The 17,633-nt window shown below is 71.5% G+C and carries 17 protein-coding genes; 8 read left to right on the top strand and 9 right to left on the bottom strand.

The features are described 5' to 3' along the window. Positions 1-19 precede the first annotated feature (19 nt). The 3 genes from AB0I81_RS25515 to AB0I81_RS25505 all read left to right on the top strand — a co-directional run bounded on the left by AB0I81_RS25515 (position 20) and on the right by AB0I81_RS25505 (position 3,575). On the top strand, positions 20-397 hold the full coding sequence (locus AB0I81_RS25515) for a MerR family transcriptional regulator (protein ID WP_360661785.1): 378 nt from the start codon (positions 20-22) through the stop codon (positions 395-397). Positions 398-581: 184 nt separating this feature from the next. Beyond that, positions 582-1,994 carry a hypothetical protein gene (locus AB0I81_RS25510; RefSeq protein WP_360660954.1) on the top strand — a complete coding sequence of 471 codons (1,413 nt, stop codon included), beginning with the start codon at positions 582-584 and terminating at the stop codon, positions 1,992-1,994. 18 nt (positions 1,995-2,012) lie between these two features. Then, entirely contained in the window at positions 2,013-3,575 is a 1,563-nt protein-coding gene (locus AB0I81_RS25505; RefSeq protein ID WP_360660951.1) for a hypothetical protein, read from the top strand. A 9-nt stretch (positions 3,576-3,584) separates the two neighbouring features. Here AB0I81_RS25505 and AB0I81_RS25500 read toward each other — a convergent pair whose 3' ends face one another. Then, positions 3,585-4,838 carry a short-chain dehydrogenase gene (locus tag AB0I81_RS25500; protein WP_360660948.1) on the bottom strand — a complete coding sequence of 418 codons (1,254 nt, stop codon included), beginning with the start codon at positions 4,836-4,838 and terminating at the stop codon, positions 3,585-3,587. 44 nt (positions 4,839-4,882) lie between these two features. Here AB0I81_RS25500 and AB0I81_RS25495 point away from each other — a divergent pair, with 44 nt between their 5' ends. Next, positions 4,883-6,661 carry an AAA family ATPase gene (locus tag AB0I81_RS25495; RefSeq protein ID WP_360660945.1) on the top strand — a complete coding sequence of 593 codons (1,779 nt, stop codon included), beginning with the start codon at positions 4,883-4,885 and terminating at the stop codon, positions 6,659-6,661. Between the two features lie 5 nt (positions 6,662-6,666). Here AB0I81_RS25495 and AB0I81_RS25490 read toward each other — a convergent pair whose 3' ends face one another. Beyond that, positions 6,667-7,074: a RidA family protein gene (locus AB0I81_RS25490; RefSeq protein ID WP_360660942.1), complete on the bottom strand. Its 408-nt coding sequence runs from the start codon at positions 7,072-7,074 to the stop codon at positions 6,667-6,669. A 93-nt stretch (positions 7,075-7,167) separates the two neighbouring features. On the opposite strand from AB0I81_RS25490, the gene AB0I81_RS25485 reads away from it, so the two are divergent. Beyond that, the gene (locus tag AB0I81_RS25485; RefSeq protein WP_360660939.1) at positions 7,168-7,548 is read left to right on the top strand and encodes a helix-turn-helix domain-containing protein; all 381 of its coding nucleotides are present in this window, start codon (positions 7,168-7,170) and stop codon (positions 7,546-7,548) included. Positions 7,549-7,554: 6 nt separating this feature from the next. Here the strand turns inward: AB0I81_RS25485 and AB0I81_RS25480 are convergent, their stop codons facing one another. Beyond that, the gene (locus AB0I81_RS25480) at positions 7,555-7,914 is read right to left on the bottom strand and encodes a helix-turn-helix domain-containing protein (protein ID WP_360660936.1); all 360 of its coding nucleotides are present in this window, start codon (positions 7,912-7,914) and stop codon (positions 7,555-7,557) included. A gap of 143 nt (positions 7,915-8,057) precedes the next feature. On the opposite strand from AB0I81_RS25480, the gene AB0I81_RS25475 reads away from it, so the two are divergent. Next, complete coding sequence (locus tag AB0I81_RS25475) at positions 8,058-8,684, top strand: NAD(P)-binding domain-containing protein (RefSeq protein WP_360660933.1); 627 nt, start codon at positions 8,058-8,060, stop codon at positions 8,682-8,684. Here the strand turns inward: AB0I81_RS25475 and AB0I81_RS25470 are convergent. The 3 genes from AB0I81_RS25470 to AB0I81_RS25460 are packed head-to-tail and all read right to left on the bottom strand — an operon-like array spanning position 8,679 to position 11,237. After that, positions 8,679-10,202: a PH domain-containing protein gene (locus tag AB0I81_RS25470; protein WP_360660930.1), complete on the bottom strand. Its 1,524-nt coding sequence runs from the start codon at positions 10,200-10,202 to the stop codon at positions 8,679-8,681. The two genes, AB0I81_RS25475 and AB0I81_RS25470, sit on opposite strands and share 6 nt — an antisense overlap. After that, entirely contained in the window at positions 10,199-10,687 is a 489-nt protein-coding gene (locus tag AB0I81_RS25465; RefSeq protein WP_360660927.1) for a PH domain-containing protein, read from the bottom strand. The genes AB0I81_RS25470 and AB0I81_RS25465 overlap by 4 nt, the downstream gene beginning before the upstream one ends. Before the next feature lie 19 nt (positions 10,688-10,706). Continuing rightward, positions 10,707-11,237 (bottom strand): hypothetical protein, encoded by a 531-nt coding sequence (locus AB0I81_RS25460; protein WP_360660924.1) that lies wholly within the window; start codon positions 11,235-11,237, stop codon positions 10,707-10,709. 161 nt (positions 11,238-11,398) lie between these two features. On the opposite strand from AB0I81_RS25460, the gene AB0I81_RS25455 reads away from it, so the two are divergent. Together AB0I81_RS25455 and AB0I81_RS25450 are read left to right on the top strand one after the other, a co-directional pair. After that, positions 11,399-12,619: a sensor histidine kinase gene (locus tag AB0I81_RS25455; RefSeq protein WP_360660921.1), complete on the top strand. Its 1,221-nt coding sequence runs from the start codon at positions 11,399-11,401 to the stop codon at positions 12,617-12,619. 19 nt (positions 12,620-12,638) lie between these two features. Continuing rightward, positions 12,639-13,244, top strand: a complete 606-nt coding sequence (locus tag AB0I81_RS25450; protein WP_360661783.1) for a response regulator transcription factor — start codon at positions 12,639-12,641, stop codon at positions 13,242-13,244. 20 nt (positions 13,245-13,264) lie between these two features. On the opposite strand, the gene AB0I81_RS25445 is transcribed toward AB0I81_RS25450, so the two are convergent. From AB0I81_RS25445 to AB0I81_RS25435, 3 genes are all read right to left on the bottom strand, one after another. After that, a complete protein-coding gene (locus AB0I81_RS25445; RefSeq protein WP_360660919.1) occupies positions 13,265-14,449 on the bottom strand; it encodes a cytochrome P450 in 1,185 nt (394 codons plus the stop codon). Between the two features lie 40 nt (positions 14,450-14,489). Continuing rightward, the gene (locus AB0I81_RS25440; protein WP_360660915.1) at positions 14,490-16,475 is read right to left on the bottom strand and encodes a sulfatase; all 1,986 of its coding nucleotides are present in this window, start codon (positions 16,473-16,475) and stop codon (positions 14,490-14,492) included. A 150-nt stretch (positions 16,476-16,625) separates the two neighbouring features. Continuing rightward, the gene (locus tag AB0I81_RS25435; RefSeq protein ID WP_360660912.1) at positions 16,626-17,582 is read right to left on the bottom strand and encodes a GntR family transcriptional regulator; all 957 of its coding nucleotides are present in this window, start codon (positions 17,580-17,582) and stop codon (positions 16,626-16,628) included. Positions 17,583-17,633: the final 51 nt, after the last annotated feature.

Below are 17,633 nucleotides of genomic sequence, written 5' to 3'. Positions count from 1 at the left end.
CGAGATCAGGGAGGGCGACATGCGCATCGGAGAGCTGGCGTCCCGGACCGGAGTCAGTGTCCGGTCCCTGCGCTACTACGAGGAGCAGGGCCTGCTCGCCAGCACCCGCAGCTCCAGCGGGCAGCGACACTACACGGCCCACGACGTCGACCGGGTCGCGTTCATCCAGCGCCTGTACACGGCGGGCCTGTCCAGCCGCACCATCGCCGAACTGCTGCCCTGCGTCGAGACGCCCAGCCCGGAGAACTCCGACGCCGCGCTGGAACGGATGGAGCAGGAGCGCGACCGGCTCTCCGAGCACATCATCGACCTCGTACGCACGCGCGACGCCCTCGACGAGCTGATCACCGCGAACCGAACGCATCGCGCGAACACCTGGGCAGCGGTGCCCGTCTGAGCCACTTCACTCCTGTCACCCCTCCGCGCGGTCGGCGTAGGCCGAGTTCGCCCGGACGGAGGCGACGCACCTGTTCCCGCCGACCAGGATCTCCCCGGTAGGCGCGGGATCCGGACGTCATGGCCTGGGACCTGTGGGCGTAACCCAGTTGGTGACGTACGCCTGACTCCGCCACGCTTGGCGGATGGTGTACGGAAAGCGGGTCAGGCCCAGGCTCCCGGTGGTGGAGCTGAGCGACCGCCGTGCTCTGGAGCGCTGGCGGCCGGCCGACGAGGAGACGGTGGCGCAGGCGCGGCGGCTGAAGGAGCAGGCGCTGCTCGACCTCGGCATGACGCACAGCACGATCGCGTCCTGGATCTACAGCAAGTGCTCGCACCAGATCCCGACCACCGCCGTGGACACCGCGGCCGTGCTCGCCTCCGGCGACGGGACCTGCCTGCTCCTGTACAACCCTGACTTCTTCGTCGCGCTGGGGCTGGAGGGCGTGCGCTTCGTCCTGTTCCACGAGGCCCGTCACCTGGTGCAGCGGCACCTCTTCGCCGACCCTGGGCTGCGCGACGACCCCGTCTTCACGCTGGCCTGCGAGGTGAGCATCAATCACGTCGCCATGGTGCGGCTGCGCCGGGCGGGGCTGCCGGAGATCGGCGGCGAGCCGGTCGGCATCGATCCGCGGGCGATCCATCGCGCCTACCGCGACGACCTGGAGGCGCAGGGCCTCGACGCGCTCGGCTACGACCAGTTCGTGGCCACCGACCTGAACGTCCACCGCGAGCTGGGCCGCATGAGGAACCCGCCCGTGCCGGGCCCGCTCTGCGTGCACCTCCTCCTGGACGGCGACGGGCTCGACCAGGAGACCGTGGACAGGATCGGCTCCGACGTGCTGCGCAGCGTGCTGATCGCGGCCAGGCGCGGCAGCGCCCTCGCGCACGGGGAACTGCTCGACCTGCTCGACCGCACCCGGGACGCCGGCGACCGCGTGGCCCGGCTGTGGGGCGAGCTCGGCGCTCATGCCCTGCGCGGCCACACCGTGGCCACCCGGCGGGTGCACTGGTGGCAGCAGTGGCTGGTGGACGTGCTGGCCGACAGGCTGCGTCCCGGTGAGCGGCTGATCTATCCGAAGAAGCGCGGAGCGCTGCTGGCGGCGCTCGGGCACGACCCCGTGCTCGCCAGGCGCGGTCCTGAGCGGGTCAAGACGCTGGTGATCGCCCTGGACACCTCGGGCTCGATGCCGGACACGGTGGTGCGCTGGGTGACCGAGCTGGTCGGGCAGCTGGACGGGGTCGAGGCGCACTGGCTGAGCTTCGACGGCGCGATCATGCCCTTCCGTCCCGGCGAGCACGTACGAGGTGGCGGCGGCACGGACTTCGGCCTGGTCCGCGACTATGTCGAAGGCCGGCACGAGGTGAACGGCACGCGTTTGGAAGACTCGCCGGACGCGGTGATCGTGCTCACCGACGGCCACGCCCCGCCCATCACGCCGGCCGAGCCCGACAAGTGGATCTGGCTGATCACCGAGGGCGGCGACGACTGGCCGGACCGGCACCGTCCGCCGATGGCCTGCCATCGTGTACGCCCGGTGGCGCCGGATGATCTGTAGCCTTTACGGTTTCTGATCGTGAATGCCAAGACCGTCACCTCTGTCAGGGCCCGCGACATTTACGCGTGCGCCGCGGGGCTGCTGCGCTTCGCCAGGCCGGACGAGGTGGACGTCCTCCTCGGCGACCCGCTCACCCGGGACGCCTGCGTCAGCTACGGCCTGCTCAACCGGACCGTCGCCGAGGCCCTGCTGCGCCGCCCGGGGCCGCGGCGCCTTCCGCCCATGGACGCGCTCCTCGATCCCGCGACGTCGCTGATCGGCCGGCTGCTCGACCTGGACGACCCGGAGGTCAACGGCCGGCTGTTCGTCGCCGACGGGATGCCGCGCAACCTGCTCAGGCAGCTCGCGCACCAGACCTCCCGCCGCGACGGCGTCACCCCCGTACCGCTGCCCCCAAGCGTGCTGGACCACGCGGGCACGCAGCGGCAGCAGTCCCTGCTGCTGCACGCGGCCGACCCCGGCACGGCGGCCGGGGCCCTGTGGGCTCTCGGCAGGGGCGCGGACGGGCACGGCGCGGTCCGTGCCTGCCGGACGCTGCTGGACGCGGGGCGTACCGCCGAGCTCGCCGAACTGGTGGAGCTGCAGGCGTTGCCCGAGGCCCGCTGGGGTCCTGCCGAGTCGGAGCCGAGCGTGCTCGCGTACGTGCGGGCGGCCCTGACCGGTGAGGAGGGCGCGGCGCGGCTGCGTGAGCTGAGCGAGCGCGTACGCCGCCCCGAATGGTTGCGCACGGCCGCCGAGCTGGCGGACGCGGCGGCCTGCGCGCCGGCCGGCGACGGCGGGCTGGTCCGCTCGCTCATCCACCGGCGGCACCCGTCGATCCCCCGGGTGGACTGGCCCGCCTTACTGGAGGCCGAGCCGGAGCGGCGGCGGCGCGAAGGACCGCTGCCCTACCGGGCGGCCAGGCTGATGGCGCACCGCACGGACGTACCCGACGAGCTGATGCTCCTGGCCATCGCCGATCATCCCGAGCTCGCGCCGCTCGTGCCCAGCCCGTCGCCCGCGCTGTTCGCCCTGGTCCTCGACCGCCTCGCGATCGTCGGCGCGGGCGCGGTGGTGAAGGTCACGGGCAACGGGCAACTCGCGGGCACGCTCACCGATGACAAGATCATCTCTGATCTGCCGTCCGAGGTGCTCGACCGGTACGCGGAGTCGTTGTGGCTGCCGGGCCTGCGCGGCACGGCTTCGGTGCGTGCGATCCTCGGCCGCGACGACGACGTGCCGCTGCGCCCGTTCGTCACCGACGAGACCGGCTTGGGCCCGCGCCGCCGGCTGCGTACCCCGGGCCTGCGCGCCCACTGGGACGCCGAGGCGCTCTACGGCGAGAACGTGGCGAACGCGCTGCGGTGGCGCGGCGAGCTGACCGCCGACGAGGTGCTGTCCATGGTCACCCCCGACGTCGTGCTCGCGCCCCCGCCCGGCGCCCTGCCCGATCCCCGGGTGCTGCGCCGGCTGGCCGAGCTGGTGGACCGGCATCTCGGCGAGCGTCCCGAGGCGTGGATGGTGGCGCTGCGGCTGCTCCAGGAGGGCTTCGTCGGAACCCTGCCCGAACTGCTCGCCACGGCCGGCGCGGTCGCCGTCTGACCGGGGCCCTCACCACGGGGCGACGCGGTAGTCCTTGAGCAGGCAGCCGTACGGCGGATCGCCCGTCTCGCCACGCACGATCGGGTCGTACACCCTGGCGGCGGCGTCCACCACGTCCAGCGGCGGCCGGAACCCGGCGGCGGCCCTGCGCCGCCGGTCCGCCTCCGGCTGCTGGTCGGAGAACCAGCCCGGGTCCACGCTGGTGAGGTAGACCCCGGCGGCGGCCAGCTCGTCGGCGCTGGTGAGGGTCAGCATGTTGAGCGCGGCCTTGGCCATGTTGGTGTGCGGGTGCTCCGGCCCCTTGTACGCCCGGTCGAACTGACCCTCGGCGGCCGAGACGTTCACCACGTACCTGCGCGGGCGCGGCGAGCGCACGAGCAGCGGGCGCAGCCTGCCGATCAGCAGGAACGGCGCGGTCACGTTGATGAGCTGCACCTCCAGCAGCTCCACCGGGTCGATCTCGTGCACCAGCCGGGTCCAGGAGTTGTCCGGCGAGTGGTCGGGAAGCAGGCCCGCGACGTCCACCGTGCCCTCCGGCAACGCCGCCCGGCCCGTGGTCAACTCGGTCGGGTTCTCGCCCGCGACCAGCGCCTCGTAGGAGGCGGCGGGCGGGCGCACGGTCTGGGCGGCCAGGTTGACCAGGATGTCCAGCGGCTCGCCCGCGGCCACCTGCGCCTCGCACCACCGCACCACCGAGGGGATGTCACGCAGATCCATGCCGGTGACGGTGAGCCGATCGGACCACTCGCCGAAATCAGGCACGGCGGCGTAGCGGCGGCGCGCGTCCTGCGGGAACCGGGTGAGCGCGGTCACCGCGGCACCGTCCCGCAACATCTTCAGCACCAGCTCGAACCCGGCCTTCACCCGGCCGCCGGTGACGACGGCACGCCTGCCGGACAGGTCCGTACGGGCCGTGCGCCGCCGCAGATTCTCCTCGGCGCACACCCGACAGAGCCTGGCGTAATGCTCATCGACCTCGCGGAAATGGGCCTTGCAGGCATAACACCTGGTCAGCCCGTTGATGCGGCGAGAGGGCGCGGGCGGCCGGGCGGTGACCTCCGCGACGGCCGGGCCGGCCGGAGGAGCGGCGGCGGCCAGCGCGACCGCGTCCTCCTCAGCGCGCCGCCGCCGCCTGTTCTGGCGCGTCCCCTTGATGAAGGCGCTGACGGCGTGCTGGACGCGTACAAGATCGGGATCGCCCTCGGGGGCCTCGGCCAGCTCGGAGAGCACCCTCAGGCACGCCGCCAGATCATCCTCACGCACAAATCAGATGATATTGCTGGGTCTGCCCCGCTCTACTGGGATCCATGAGAGGAACACAGGTGACGTCGAAGCTGGCCGAATTCATCGACGCGATGATCGACCTGGGCATCACCGGCCAGATCTTCGGCGAGCACGGCATCGGCAAGACCTCGACGTTCTTCTCGCACCTGCGGGACAGGTACCGGCTGGTGTACGTGCCCGCCGCCAACCTGACCCCCGACGACCTGCTCGTCAACGCCCCGGTACGACAGGACGGCGAGCTGGTGCTGCGCCAGCTCATCATGCGGCAGCTCAAGCCCGGCCGCCCCTTCGTCCTGCTCATCGACGACTCGCTGCAGGCCGGGGACACCATCCAGTCGCAGCTCATGCAGATCGCCTGCTCGTGGACGCTGGGCGAGCACGACCTGCGCGCGCTCGGCTGCGCGGGCGTCTTCCTCACCGACAACGAGACGCTCGCCGAGACCGCCACCCGCCGCTCCGACCTGGCGATCCTGGACCGCATGGCCACCCTGCGGATCACGGCGGCCGACACGGCGTGGCGGCAGGCTCTCGCCCGTAAATTCCGCGACACGGACCTGTCCGGGGTCTTCCGCGTCTGGGCCGCGCTCCCGGCCGAGCTGCGCCGCCGCTTCTCCCCGCGCACGCTGGAGCACGTGCTCGACTGCGCGCTGGCCGGGCTGCCGCCGCAGTGGGGGCTGCCCCTGGTCAACGGCGAGCGGCTGCGCCTGGCCGTACCCCGTGCCGACGGCACGCCCGGCCTGGACGAGGCGCCGCTGATCCTGGAGCGGATCGTCGCGGAGCTGCGCCGCGCGGGCGCGGACGTGCCCGCGCCCGGCCACCTGCCCGACGCGGTGCGCAGGGTGGTGCGCGAGGCGCTGCGGCGGCGCTGGGCCGTGCTGATCCAGGGCCCGCCCGGCTGCGGCAAGACGGAGGTGGTCAAGGAGGTGGTACGGGCGGAGCTGGGCCGCGACCCGATCTACTTCTCGCTGCCCGTCACCAACGTCGAGGATCTCTGCGTGCCGCTGCCCACCGCCGACGGTACGCTCGACAACCTGCTCGCCGGGATCTTCATCGGCCCGGAGCCGAAGGCGATCGTGTGGGACGAGTACAACCGGCCCAAGGACAGGTCGGCCTTCGCCAGGCTGATGGAGATCACCCAGGAGTGGTCGCTGGCCGGGCGGCGCATCGAGGAGCTCAGGGGGCAGGTCGCGCTGCAGAATCCGCCGTACCATCTGGGCCGCAAGCTGCTGGTCACGCGCAACACGATCGCGCAGGCCTCCCGCTTCACGGTCTCCCTGGACATCGGCCCCGACGACATCCCGGCGAACGAGTGGCTGATCGGGCGGTACGGCGCGGTCGCGGAGACCGTGCTGGAGTGGTGGAAGAACGACATCGACGACGAAGGGCGTGACTGGATCACCAAGCGCACCCTGGAGCGGCTGATCAGGCTGCACGGACGCGGGCTGCCGCTGGAGATGGCGAAGATCTACCTGGGCGACGGGGAGTACGCGCCGGTGCCGCTCGCCGACCTGGAGGCCAGGCTCGCCGACCGCCAGGTGACCGGGCTGCGCGAGTTGTCGGATGACCTGGACGGCTGGGTGGAGCGGCTGCGCCGGGCGGCGGACGAGGGACCTGAGGGCACGGACGCGAGCGACGCCGTGCACCGCATCCTGGCCAACGCCGAGCTCCCGCAGCTGCGCGCCCACCGTGGCACGGCCGCCCGGCTGGCCCCGCTGCTGCCGCCCAAGCTCAAGGCCACCTACCTGGTGGGGGTGGACGCCGAGCGGCAGCGCTTCTGGATCGAGGTCTTCACCGCTCGGTGAGGCGGTCAGTCGAGGATCGCGGTGGCTTCGATCTCGACCAGATGGTCGGGAACGTCCAGGGCCGAGATGCCCAGCAGCGTCGCCGGTGGGACCGGGGTGAACCCCAGCTTCGCGGCCGCCCTGGACATGCCGTCCAGCACCACGGGCATCTTATCGGGCGTCCAGTCGACGACGTAGAAGGTCAGTTTCGCCACGTCGTCGAAGGAACCGCCCGCCTCGGCCAGGGCGGTGGCGATGTTGAGGTAGCACTGCTCGATCTGGGCGGCGAGGTCGCCGCGGCCGACCGTGGTCCCCTCGGCGTCCCAGGAGACCTGACCGGCGACGAAGACCAGCTTCGACCCGGACGCGATCGACACCTGCCGGTAGACGTCGGGCTTGGGCAGTCCGTCGGGGTTCATCAGGGTGATGGCCATATTGTGCGCTTCTCTCTCTTGTGGTTACTCAGGAACCATAGGAGAGTGAGCTCTGACATGGAAGAACGCACTTTTCAGTGACTGGGGAACCTGATGGTGACCAAGCAGTACGGCAGCTCACCCGAAGCGGCGGACCTGAGGCGGGCGGACTCGCTGGCGCGGGAGATCTTCTCGGACGTGGCCAACAAGTGGGCGTTCCTGATCATCGAGGCTCTCGGTGAGCGCACCCTGCGCTTCAGCGAGTTGCGCGTCGAGGTCGAGGGCATCAGCCACAAGATGCTCACCCAGAACCTGCGCATGCTGGAGCGCAACGGCCTGGTCGAGCGGAAGGTGTACCCGACAGTGCCGCCGCGGGTCGAGTACACCCTCACCGTGCCGGGCCAGGGCCTGCGGGCGACGGTCGATGCCATGTGCGGCTGGACCCACCGGTTCATCGGCGACATCGAGGCCGCCCGCGACCGCTTCGACGCCTGACGGTTGCTACACCGCCGGCGCGGACCTCTCCTGGGCGTCGAGCAGTTCGTCGCCGTGTTCCTCCGCCCAGCGGCCGAGCGCCCGCATCGGGCCGTCTACCAGGCTCTGGCCCAGGCCGGTCAGGGCGTACTCGACCCGCGGAGGAGCCTCGGCGTGGGCGCGGCGGTCGATCAGACCGCTGGCGAGCAGCCGGTGCAGCGACTGTGTCAGCACCTTGTCGCTGACGCCGCCGATGGCCGCGCGCAGCTCGCTCCGCCGGCGCGGACCTGAGCCCAGGGCCGCCAGGACCACCGGATCCCACATGTGGGCGAACAGATCGGTGGCCGCACGCACCCGGCAGTCCGCCACCAGCTCATCCCGATCCATACGCCCATCCTCGCCCCGCGCGTCACCGCACCGAACTCATCCCGATCCACGCGGCCATCCTCGCCCGCCCGTCATGCACCGATCGGTGCGTAACGGCTTTCCTACCGTATCCACCAGCAGATCCACGGTAGAGGGGAGCGCAGATGCGCATCGGAATTCTGGGCACGGGCATGCTGGCGGCGGCGCTGGGCCAGGGCTGGGCACGGGCCGGACATGAGCTGGCCGTCGCCGGGCGATCCCCGGCCAAGGCGCGGGAGCTGGTCACCCGGCTGGGCTCCGGGGCGTACGCCGTCACACCCCGTCAGGCGGTCGTGGAGCGTGACGCGGTGCTGCTCGCGGTGTCCTGGCAGGGCGCCGAGGACATGTTGCGCAGCGCGGGCGCGGCCGACGGCTCGCTGGCGGGAACGGCGTTGATCGACCCGACGAACCCCGTCGACCACGGCGTGGGCGTGGTGCGGACGGCGCCCGGCGAGTCGATGGCGCAGCGGATCGCCGGCCTGTCGCCGGGCGCGCACGTCGTGAAGGCGTTCCACCTGTTCCCCGCCGACCAGTGGACGAAGGACGGCGAACCGCCCGTCACGGTGGCGATGGCCGGCGCCGACCCGGACGCGTTGCGGGTCGTCGGCGAGCTGGTCCGTGACGTCGGCGGCGTCCCGGCGGTGCTGGGGTCGCTGGACCGGGCCCGGCAGCTTGAGGAGGTGGCGGGTTTCGTCATCGGACTGGTCTTCGCCGGGGCCGACCCCGGCTCGGCCGTGCCACGCAGTTCATGACGGGCGTGTCGCCTGCTCGGCGAACGGGGCGAGCAGGCGGGGCACCGCGGCCTCCGCCAGGTGCAGGCCCTGGTCCACGGGCACGTCCCGGACCTTGTAGACGCCATCTCCCGCGGCGGTGGTGGCCCCGAGGGTGAGCAGGCCGTTGCGGCGCTGGAACGGGGATCGGGTGATCTTCCAGCCGATGATGCCGTCCCGCCGCAGGGCCACGGTCCGCCGGGCGAACGTCCCGGAGCAGATGATGAGGTAGCGGCCCCGTACGGCGTGGCCGAGGTTGCGGAAGGCGTCGAAGGCGAAGGCCGTCAGGACTGGTGCCAGCAGTACGGCGGTGATCGCGCCGGCGACGAGGAACGCGGGGCCGAACCACAACCCGAAGACGGCCGGGACGGCGGCCAGGAGGACCGCCGCGATCAGCGCCCGGTTGATCCGCCTGCGCAGCGCGACGCGCGGATGCCGCGCCAGGAGCGTCCTGTCGAGCAACCCCTCCCCCGCCTGCACCTGGCCGGCGACCTGGAGGGCCGTCGGGCGGGGGACCGGCGGGGTCAGCATGCGGCGTTTGCGGTTCTCGTCCCGGTCGCCCAGGCCGCTGGTGACGGCGTCGAGCCTGGCGCCGCCGGCCCAGCGCAGCAGCAGCGGCTCGACCAGTTCGACGCCGCGCAGCCGGCTCTCCTCCATGGTCACCGACCGGGTGGCCAGCAGGCCGCGGCGGACGCGCAGGACGCCGCCCTCGGCGCGGCGCAGCTCGTACCCGCTCCAGTTCTCGATGAAGGTGAGCGTCGAGCAGGCCACGCCGAGCGCGACGAGGGCGAGGGTGGCCAGCAGGAGGCCGTACCAGAGCGGGACGGAGCCGAAGTGGCGCACGAGGTCCTGGACGACGCCGAGTTCGAGCGGGTCGATCTTCATCTCGTGCAGGGTGCGGTAGACGCCGCCCGCCGCGGCCAGGACGCCGCCGACGCCCCAGACGGTGAGCGGGGCGTAGCGCAGCCAGGAGCGATCCAGCTCGCAGACGAGATCGGCGGCCTTCTCGGGCACGCTCGCCTCGCGCCACTGGAGGATCCGGCGGCGCAACTCGGCGGCGTCCGCCGCGGTGATGCCGTCCAGCCTGAGCCCCCGGCCGCCCTGGGTGCCCTGCCCGCCGGTGTCGATCCTGAGCGTGGTCAGGCCCAGGACGCGGTGCAGCGGGTTGGCGGTCAGGTCGACGCTGCGCACGCGGGCCAGCGGGACCGAGTGACGGCTGCGGAAGAGCAGGCCCGAGCTGAGTTCGAGCCGTTCGCCGGTGAGGCGGTAGCGGGTGGTCAGCAGCCGGGACAGGCTGAAGCCGCCGACGACCAGGCAGGTGACGAAGAGGGAGCCGAGGGTGATGAGGACCTGGAGGTTCGTCTCGCCGCCGGTGAGCAGCAGGCTGAGGAGGAAGAGGGCGAGCGGCGCGGCCGGTACGCCCAGGCCGACCACCATCAGCCGGGCGCTCAGCCGCCCGCGATGGTCGCGCGGCGCGGTGGGCAGGGTGCCGGAGGTCATGCGGCGTCTCCCGGTACGGCGTGGGTGCGGCTGGTCAGGTATGCCACCAGGTCGTCGCCGACCTGACTGTCGAGCCCGCTGATCCGGACCGCGGTGGTGGAGGCGGTGGTCACGCTGACGCCGGACAGCCCGAACAACTGCTGCAACGGCCCGCGCAGCGTGTCCACGGTCTGTACGCGGGACAGCGGCACGACCCGCCACTGCTGCCACAACCAGCCGGAGGCCGCGTAGACCGCCTCGTCGGTGACCTCCCAGCGGTGCACCCGGTAGCGCCAGAACGGCATGACGGCCATGTAGAGCAGGCCGGGCACGAGGGAGATCAGGGTGAACCACATGAAGAGCTCACGGGTCGGGGGGATGCCGGCCCACAGGATGGCGAAGGTGAGCGGCAGGGGGAGGGCGAACACGGCGGACTGGGCGGTCCACCAGCCCATGGCCCGGCTGGGGACGCGGTTGCGGGGCGGCCTGAGCCTCATGCTGTTCATCGATGTCTCCGAGGGGGTGTCAGCGGCTGACGGACGGGGTGAGCTGCGCGCCCTTGTTGAGCTTGCGCATCTTGGTCATCAGTACGGCGGTGCGCGCCAGGACCATGGCGAGGGACATGAAGACGAAGGCGTTGGCGTAGGTGTCGGGGCCGCTGATCCGGTAGTCGATGGAGAAACGGACCAGGTCCTCGGCGAACCAGTTCTCGGCCCCGTACGCGAACACGACCCGCCCCGCGGACACCACGATCCACACCAGCGCGTAGCCGAGCCCGCCGACGGTGTAGAGCTCGCCGGACCCGCGCCGGTGTGCGGGCAGCAGCGCGCCCGCGATCAGGCCGCCGATGATTCCGGTGCCGATTCCCACGAGTTGCAGCGACACGTCGTTTCCCTGTGTCGGCAGGGAATGGACGAAAATGGCGATGATGACGGCCACGGCGATCACCGAGCGCAACATCCGCATCGTGGTGATGCGGCGTTGTCCCAGATCGGTGGCCAGGATGATGAGCAGAATGGTTCCGCTCGCGATGAGGGCAGCAAGAAATTGACTCATGGGGATTCTCCGGATCGCGTAGCTGAATTTCCGTGCCGTCCTTCGCGACGGGGCACGTTTTCTCGCGCTTCCAACGTTAGGAAGACGCCATTCGCCGCGAGACGACCGAACGGCTGGACCGGTTGTCAACCGATCGGTGGACACGTGCTAACACTGTGCAGATGCGAGTACGACCTCAGACGCGTGAGCAGCGGGACGGGCGTACCGGCTGGTTCGGTCTGTGGGACGCCTTCTTCGCGGTCTCCTACCTGGTCACGGCGGTGCTGCTGTTCATCTCGGACGACTCGGACTTCAGCCACTCCCTCGCGATCGGCGCGCTGACGCTCGTCGTGCCCTGGTACGCCGGGTTCGGCCGCAACCTGATGATCAACAAGACGTACGGGCGGCGGAACCTGGTCTTCGCGTCCGGGCTGGTGCTGCTGTTCTGCCTGACCACGTCGTTCGGCCTCATCGGCGCCCTTTCGTTGTTCGCCGTGTCGCCCATGCTGATCATGAGTCTGCCGATGCCGTGGGCCGTCGGCCTGCTCGCGGTGGTCAACCTGTTCCCGCTGGTGCTGGTCGGTACCGGCAGCGCGCAGGTGGGCGCGGGCGTCTGGGGCGTGCTGCCGATCTCGTTGCTGAGCTTCACGCTGTCGGTGCTGCTCGGACTGTGGATCAAGCGGATCACCGAGCAGAGCAAGGAACGCGCCCGGCTCATCGAGGAGTTGCGGCGCAGCCAGGAGCGGGTGGCCGGGCTGTCGCACGAGGCGGGCATCTCGGCCGAGCGCGAACGCCTGGCCAGGGAGATCCACGACACCCTGGCCCAGGGCCTGACCAGCATCATCAGCCTGGTCCAGGCCACGGAGTCCCAGTTGCGCGACGACCAGCACCAGGCGGCCCGCCACCTGTCGCGGGCCGGGCAGGTGGCCAGGGAGTCCCTCGCCGAGGCGCGGAACTTCGTCGCGGCCCGCACCCCGCCCACCCTGCGCGGCGGTTCGCTGACGCAGGCCGTACGCAGGCAGGCCGACGGCCTGGTCGCCGAGACCGGCCTGGACGTGCGCACCTCGGTGCACGGGCAGGAGGTGTCCCTGCCGATGCCCGTCAACGTCGTCCTGCTGCGCACCGTGCAGGAGGCGATCGCCAACATCCGCAAACACGCCCGCCAGGCCCGTACGGTCGACGTGGCGGTGACCTTCCTGCCGGACGCCGTGCGCCTGCTGGTCAGGGACGACGGCGAGGGCTTCGACCCGGACGACGTCCGGCAGGGCTATGGCCTGCAGGGCATGCGGACCCGGGTGGCGGAGATCGACGGAACGGTGACGGTCACCAGCCGGCCCGGCGCGGGCACCACCGTCGAGGTGCGCGTCCCAGGTGCCGCAGGGAAGGAGACGGCTCTTGACTGAGGAACAGCCGATCAGGGTCATGCTGGCGGACGACCATCCGGTGGTCCGCGAGGGGCTCATCGCGATGCTGGAGTCCGCCGACGGCGTCACCGTCGTCGGCGAGGCCGGGTCGGGCGAGGAGGCGGTCGTCCAGGCGGAGGCGCTGCGGCCGGACGTCATCCTGCTGGACCTGCGGATGGGCGGCATGGACGGGGTCGCGGCCACGGTCGAGATCCTGCGTCGGCGGCCGGACAGCAAGGTCGTCATCGTCACGACGTACGAGGACGACACCGACATCCTGCGCGCGGTGGAGGCGGGGGCGGCCGGTTACCTGCTGAAGGGCAGCTCCCGGCAGGAGCTGATCGGCGCGGTCCTGGGGGCCGCGCGCGGGGAGACGGTGCTCACCCCGTCGCTGGCGGGCAAGCTCTTCCGCGCCCGGATGCCCGCGCACTCGGCGTTGTCGGAACGCGAGTGCGCGGTGCTCCGCCTGGTCGGCCGGGGGCTGACGAACGCCGAGATCGGGAGCGAACTGTTCATCAGCGAGGCGACCGTCAAGACGTACCTGCTGCGCTGCTTCAAGAAGCTCGGCGTCTCGGACCGCACGGCCGCGGTCATGACGGCGATGGAACGCGGCCTCCTGTCCTGAGGTCTTGAGAGCCTGAGATGTCAGTCCTTGCGGACGAGGAGTTTCGCCGGGCGGACGGTGAGGATGCCGTCGGTCCAGGGCACGTCGTCGGCGCGCCCGGCCAGCCTGAGGTTCGGCTGGCGCGCGGTCAGCACGCCCAGGGTCTCCTGCAGTTCCATCCGCGCCAGGTTCGCGCCCAGGCAGAAGTGCGCCCCGCGCCCGAAGCTCAGGTGCGCGGTCTGGCGCTCCGGCCGTAGCGTGTCCGGGTCGGGGAAGGCCGACGGGTCGACGTTGGCCGAGGAGACGCCGGGGATCACGGCCTCGCCCTCGCGTACGGTGCCAGAAGGCAGTTCGACGTCCTGCCTGGCCACCCGCAGGAACGGGCTGTCGCCCACCAGCTCCAGCCGCAGCAGCTCCTCCACGGTGCCCTCGATCAGCCCGGGCTCCTCCACCAGCCGCTGGTAGCCCGTACGCGGTTCGAGCAGCCGCAGGAGCGACCTGGACAGCGCCGTCCCGGTCGTCTCATGCCCCGCGAGGAACAGGATGAGCGTGTTGGTCACCAGCTCTTCCTCGCTGAGCCGGTCCTCGCCGTCGCGGGCCTGGATCATCGTGGCCAGCAGGCCGTCGCCCGGCTTGTCGCGGTGTTCGGCGATCAGTTCGGCGATGTAGGCGTGGAACTCCATGGCCGCCCCCAGCTGCTCCTCCTCCGACAGGCTGGAGGTGGAGAGCATGGCGTCCGACCAGGCCCGGACCCTGCCCGTGTCGATGCCCGGCACGCCCATGACGTCGCAGATGACCTGTACGGGCAGCGGAAAGGCGAAGTCGCGCACGAAGTCGAACTCGGCGGGCAGCGCGTCGATCAGCTCGGCGGTGAGCGCCCGCAACCTGGGACGCCAGGCGTTGACCTGGCGCGGCGTGAACACCCCGGACAGCAGCCTGCGCAGCCTGGTGTGCTCGGGCGGGTCCATGGTGGCGAGCATCCCCGGCGTGTTGAACAGGGAGAACCCGCTGAACATGGTGGGCGATCCTGGACGGTTGATGTCGCTGCCGAAGCGCGGGTCGCCGAGCACGGCGAGCGTGTCCTCGTACGTCGTGGTGAGGTACGCCGTGCACCCGCTGGGCAGCCGTACCGTGCCCAGCGGGTCCTTGTCCCGGCGCACGGCGTACGCGTCGGCCAGAGCACCTTGGGGCCCCGGCCCGAACGGGTATTGCTCGAAATCGGCCATAGCTCGGACGGTAACCAGAAAGCGGGACGCCGAACAGACCTCAGCGGCGGCGACGGACCGCGAAGCGCTCCACGGCGAGCGTGCCCCCGTCAACGCGGGCCCCGAAGCCGTAGCGGTACTGCCCGCGCACCTCCGGATCGTCGATCCTTACGTAGCGGCCGACATCGACGGTGAACAGGTACTGCCAGGCGCCACCGGCCGCCACCGCGTACGCCGTGAGCTGGTCGCCGTGCGGCACGCAGGCCAGCCGGGCGTCGGGCCCCGGGTAGTCGATCTTCGCGTCGAGCTGGACGACCCGCTGGGTGGTCAGCTCACCGCCGGCCCTGACGTCCCAGCCGGTGCGCTTGCGCCGGTGGTTGTACCAGACCACCAGGTAGTTCTCGGCGTCCTTGACCAGGCCCGCGAACAGGGTGTCCTGCGTCGGCGCGGCCGTCCCCGCGTACGAGCGCTGGCTGACGACGATCGCGGCCGGCGACTCGGCGGCGACGACCTCCGAGCGCAGCAGCGCGAACGCGGCGGCCCCGTCCGCGGCCACGGTGAGCGCGCCGCCGGCCGCCTGAACCGTTCCCGGGCGTCCCTGCGGCACCGGCGCCAGGACGGTGAATCCGCCGAGCCCGCTCTCGAACTCCTGCTCCAGCACCAGGTCGGGGAAGTTCTCCGGCGTGGGCTGCGGCGGCAGCAGGTCCACGTCGCGCAGGTGCGCGTCCAGGGCCGCCCGCAGCCGACGCGTCTCGCCGGGCAGCCGGTCGGCGAGGTTGTCGGCCTCGCCGGGATCGGCGCTCAGGTCGTACAGCTCGTGCCGCCCGTCGTGCAGGTAGCGCAGCAGCTTGTACCGGCCGCGGCGGACCGAGGCGGTGGGCGCGCCGGGGTTGTGCCAGTGCGGGTAGACCCAGAACAGGTCGGTACGCCGCGGCTCAGCGCCCCCGGCCAGCAGGCCGGCGAAGCTGACGCCGTCGAGGTGTTGTCCCGGCGGCCTGGCGACGCCGGCGGTGTCGAGCAGGGTGGGCATGAAGTCGACGGTGCTGAAGGGGGTGTCGATGACCCGGCCGCCGGATCCCGCCGGGTGGTAGGCGAGCATCGGCACGCGGACGCCGCCCTCGTACAGGGTCGCCTTGGAGCCGCGCAGCGGGCTGCTGGTCGCCACGCCGCCGTCGCCGCCGTTGTCCGACAGCAGCAGGATGACGGTGTTCCCGGCGAGGCCGAGCCGCCGCAGCGTGTCCCTGATCAGTCCGACGCCGCCGTCGATGACCTCCAGCATCGCCGCGAGTGTCGGGTTCTTGCCCTTCTCTCCGGCGCCCGGCTTGGCCGCGTACTTGTCGATCAGCGGCTGCGGCGCGGCCAGCTTCGTGTGGGTGGCGTAGTGCGACAGGTAGAGGAAGAACGGCCGCGCGTCGTCCTTGGCGCGGGTGATGAAGTCCACGGCCTCCAGGTTGAGCCGGTCGGTGAGGTACTCGTTCTCCGCACGGGCGGGCAGGTCGGGCAGCATGAAGTAGGGGTGGAAGTAGTCGCCGCCGGCGATGTACTTCTGCTCCGAGGCGATGACCTCGGTGAAACCGTGCGACCACGGGTTGCCGGGCCGCTCGCGCGCCGCGCCGGTGTAGGTCTCGCTCAGGTGCCACTTGCCGATCAGCCCGGTACGGTAACCGGCGTCCCGTAGTGTCTCCGGCAGCGTGTGGTGATCGGTCGCCAGATAGTCGTCACCGGCCGCGCCGAGGAACTCGGTGATCCCCACCCTCGCCGGAAACTGCCCGGTCATGATGCTGGCCCGGGTCGGCGAGCAGACCGGCGCCGCGGAGTAGCCGGCCGCGAACCTGATCCCGTCCGCGGCGAGCCGGTCCATGTGCGGCGTCTCGTTGAACGTGTTGCCGTAACAGCCCAGCTCCCGCTGGGCGAGGTCGTCGATGAGAACCACGATGATGTTGGGCTTCGTCGCCTGGTCCTCTAATACGCGGCCGACCGCGCCGCTCAGGCCGGCCGCGGCCAGCCCTCGGATTACTGTGCGCCGGTCCGGCATCGATGCTGCCATGGAGTGGGGGCCTCCGCTCTGATCGCTGACACCCCGACAGTATCGGCGGCGATCCTCAGCGCGCGATCAAGCCGAGCGCGGGCGGCTGCCCGGCCCTGCCGGCCGCCTGCACCACCGCCGCCGAACTGCCGCTCACCTCCATCATCGCTGTCAGTCGCGCCGGCCCTCGACCAGTGCGGCGAAACCGTCCAGATGGCGGGCCAGGCTGTACTCGAACAGCCCGTCGAGGTCCGACACCACGTCCGGCGGGATCACGGCCAGCAGCGGGAACCGCCCGCTGCCGAGCAGTTCGTCGGACCGTTGCCGCCGCGCGTGCCACCAGCCGGTGAGCGTCACGCCGGTGTCCTGCTCGGCGTCGATCTCGTCCGCCATGGACAGGCCCGCGGTGACCACCAGCCCGTGCAGCGCGAGCGCCTCCCGCATGAGGGTGGCGATGGGCAGCCCGAGGCCGTCGAGCGCGCGCAGCGTCCATTCGGTGTGGGCCATCATGTTGGGCACCAGCAACGGGCGGGTGAAGGAGACCGCCCTGGGCATCCAGTGATGCCGACGGCACAACTGCCACTGCCGGCGGGCCATCAGCTCCAGCCTGGAGCGCCACTCTCCCGCTTCGGGATCGGGCAGCTCCATCTCGCCGAAGACCTCGTCGACCATCTGGATGACCAGCTCGTCCTTGTGCGCCACGTGCCGGTACAGCGACATCGGGCCGACGCCGATGTCCGCCGCGAGCCGCCGCATGGTCACGGCGTCCAGCCCCTCGGCGTCGGCGATCGCGATGGCGGCGCGCAGGAGTTGCCCGCGGTCCAGCACCTGCCTGGAGCCGCCGACCGGCCTCGGCCTCACCGGCGCGGGCGCGCGGACCTGCCGTTCCTGACCGGTGCGCGCGCTGATCACCGTGCCCGCGCCGACTCTCGCCTCGACCAGCCCCTCGTCCCGCAGCGCCGCCATCACCTTGGTCGCGGTCGCGATCGCGACCCCCCACCGCCGGGCGATCTCCCTGATGGACGGCATCCGGTCGCCCGCCCTGAGCTCGCCGGCGAGGATCCGGGCGCGGAACTCCGCGGCGATGCGCCGGTAGGGCGGATCGGGCCGCTGCTCGAACGCCGACATCAAACCTCCCGTGTACTAGTTCAATGAGAGCATACTAGTACACATATTTCC

This window comes from Nonomuraea sp. NPDC050404 (genome assembly GCF_040655495.1).
GTDB lineage: Bacteria > Actinomycetota > Actinomycetes > Streptosporangiales > Streptosporangiaceae > Nonomuraea.
The sequence above is the reverse complement of the archived record's forward strand: the minus strand, read 5'-3'. Positions and strand labels throughout refer to the sequence as shown.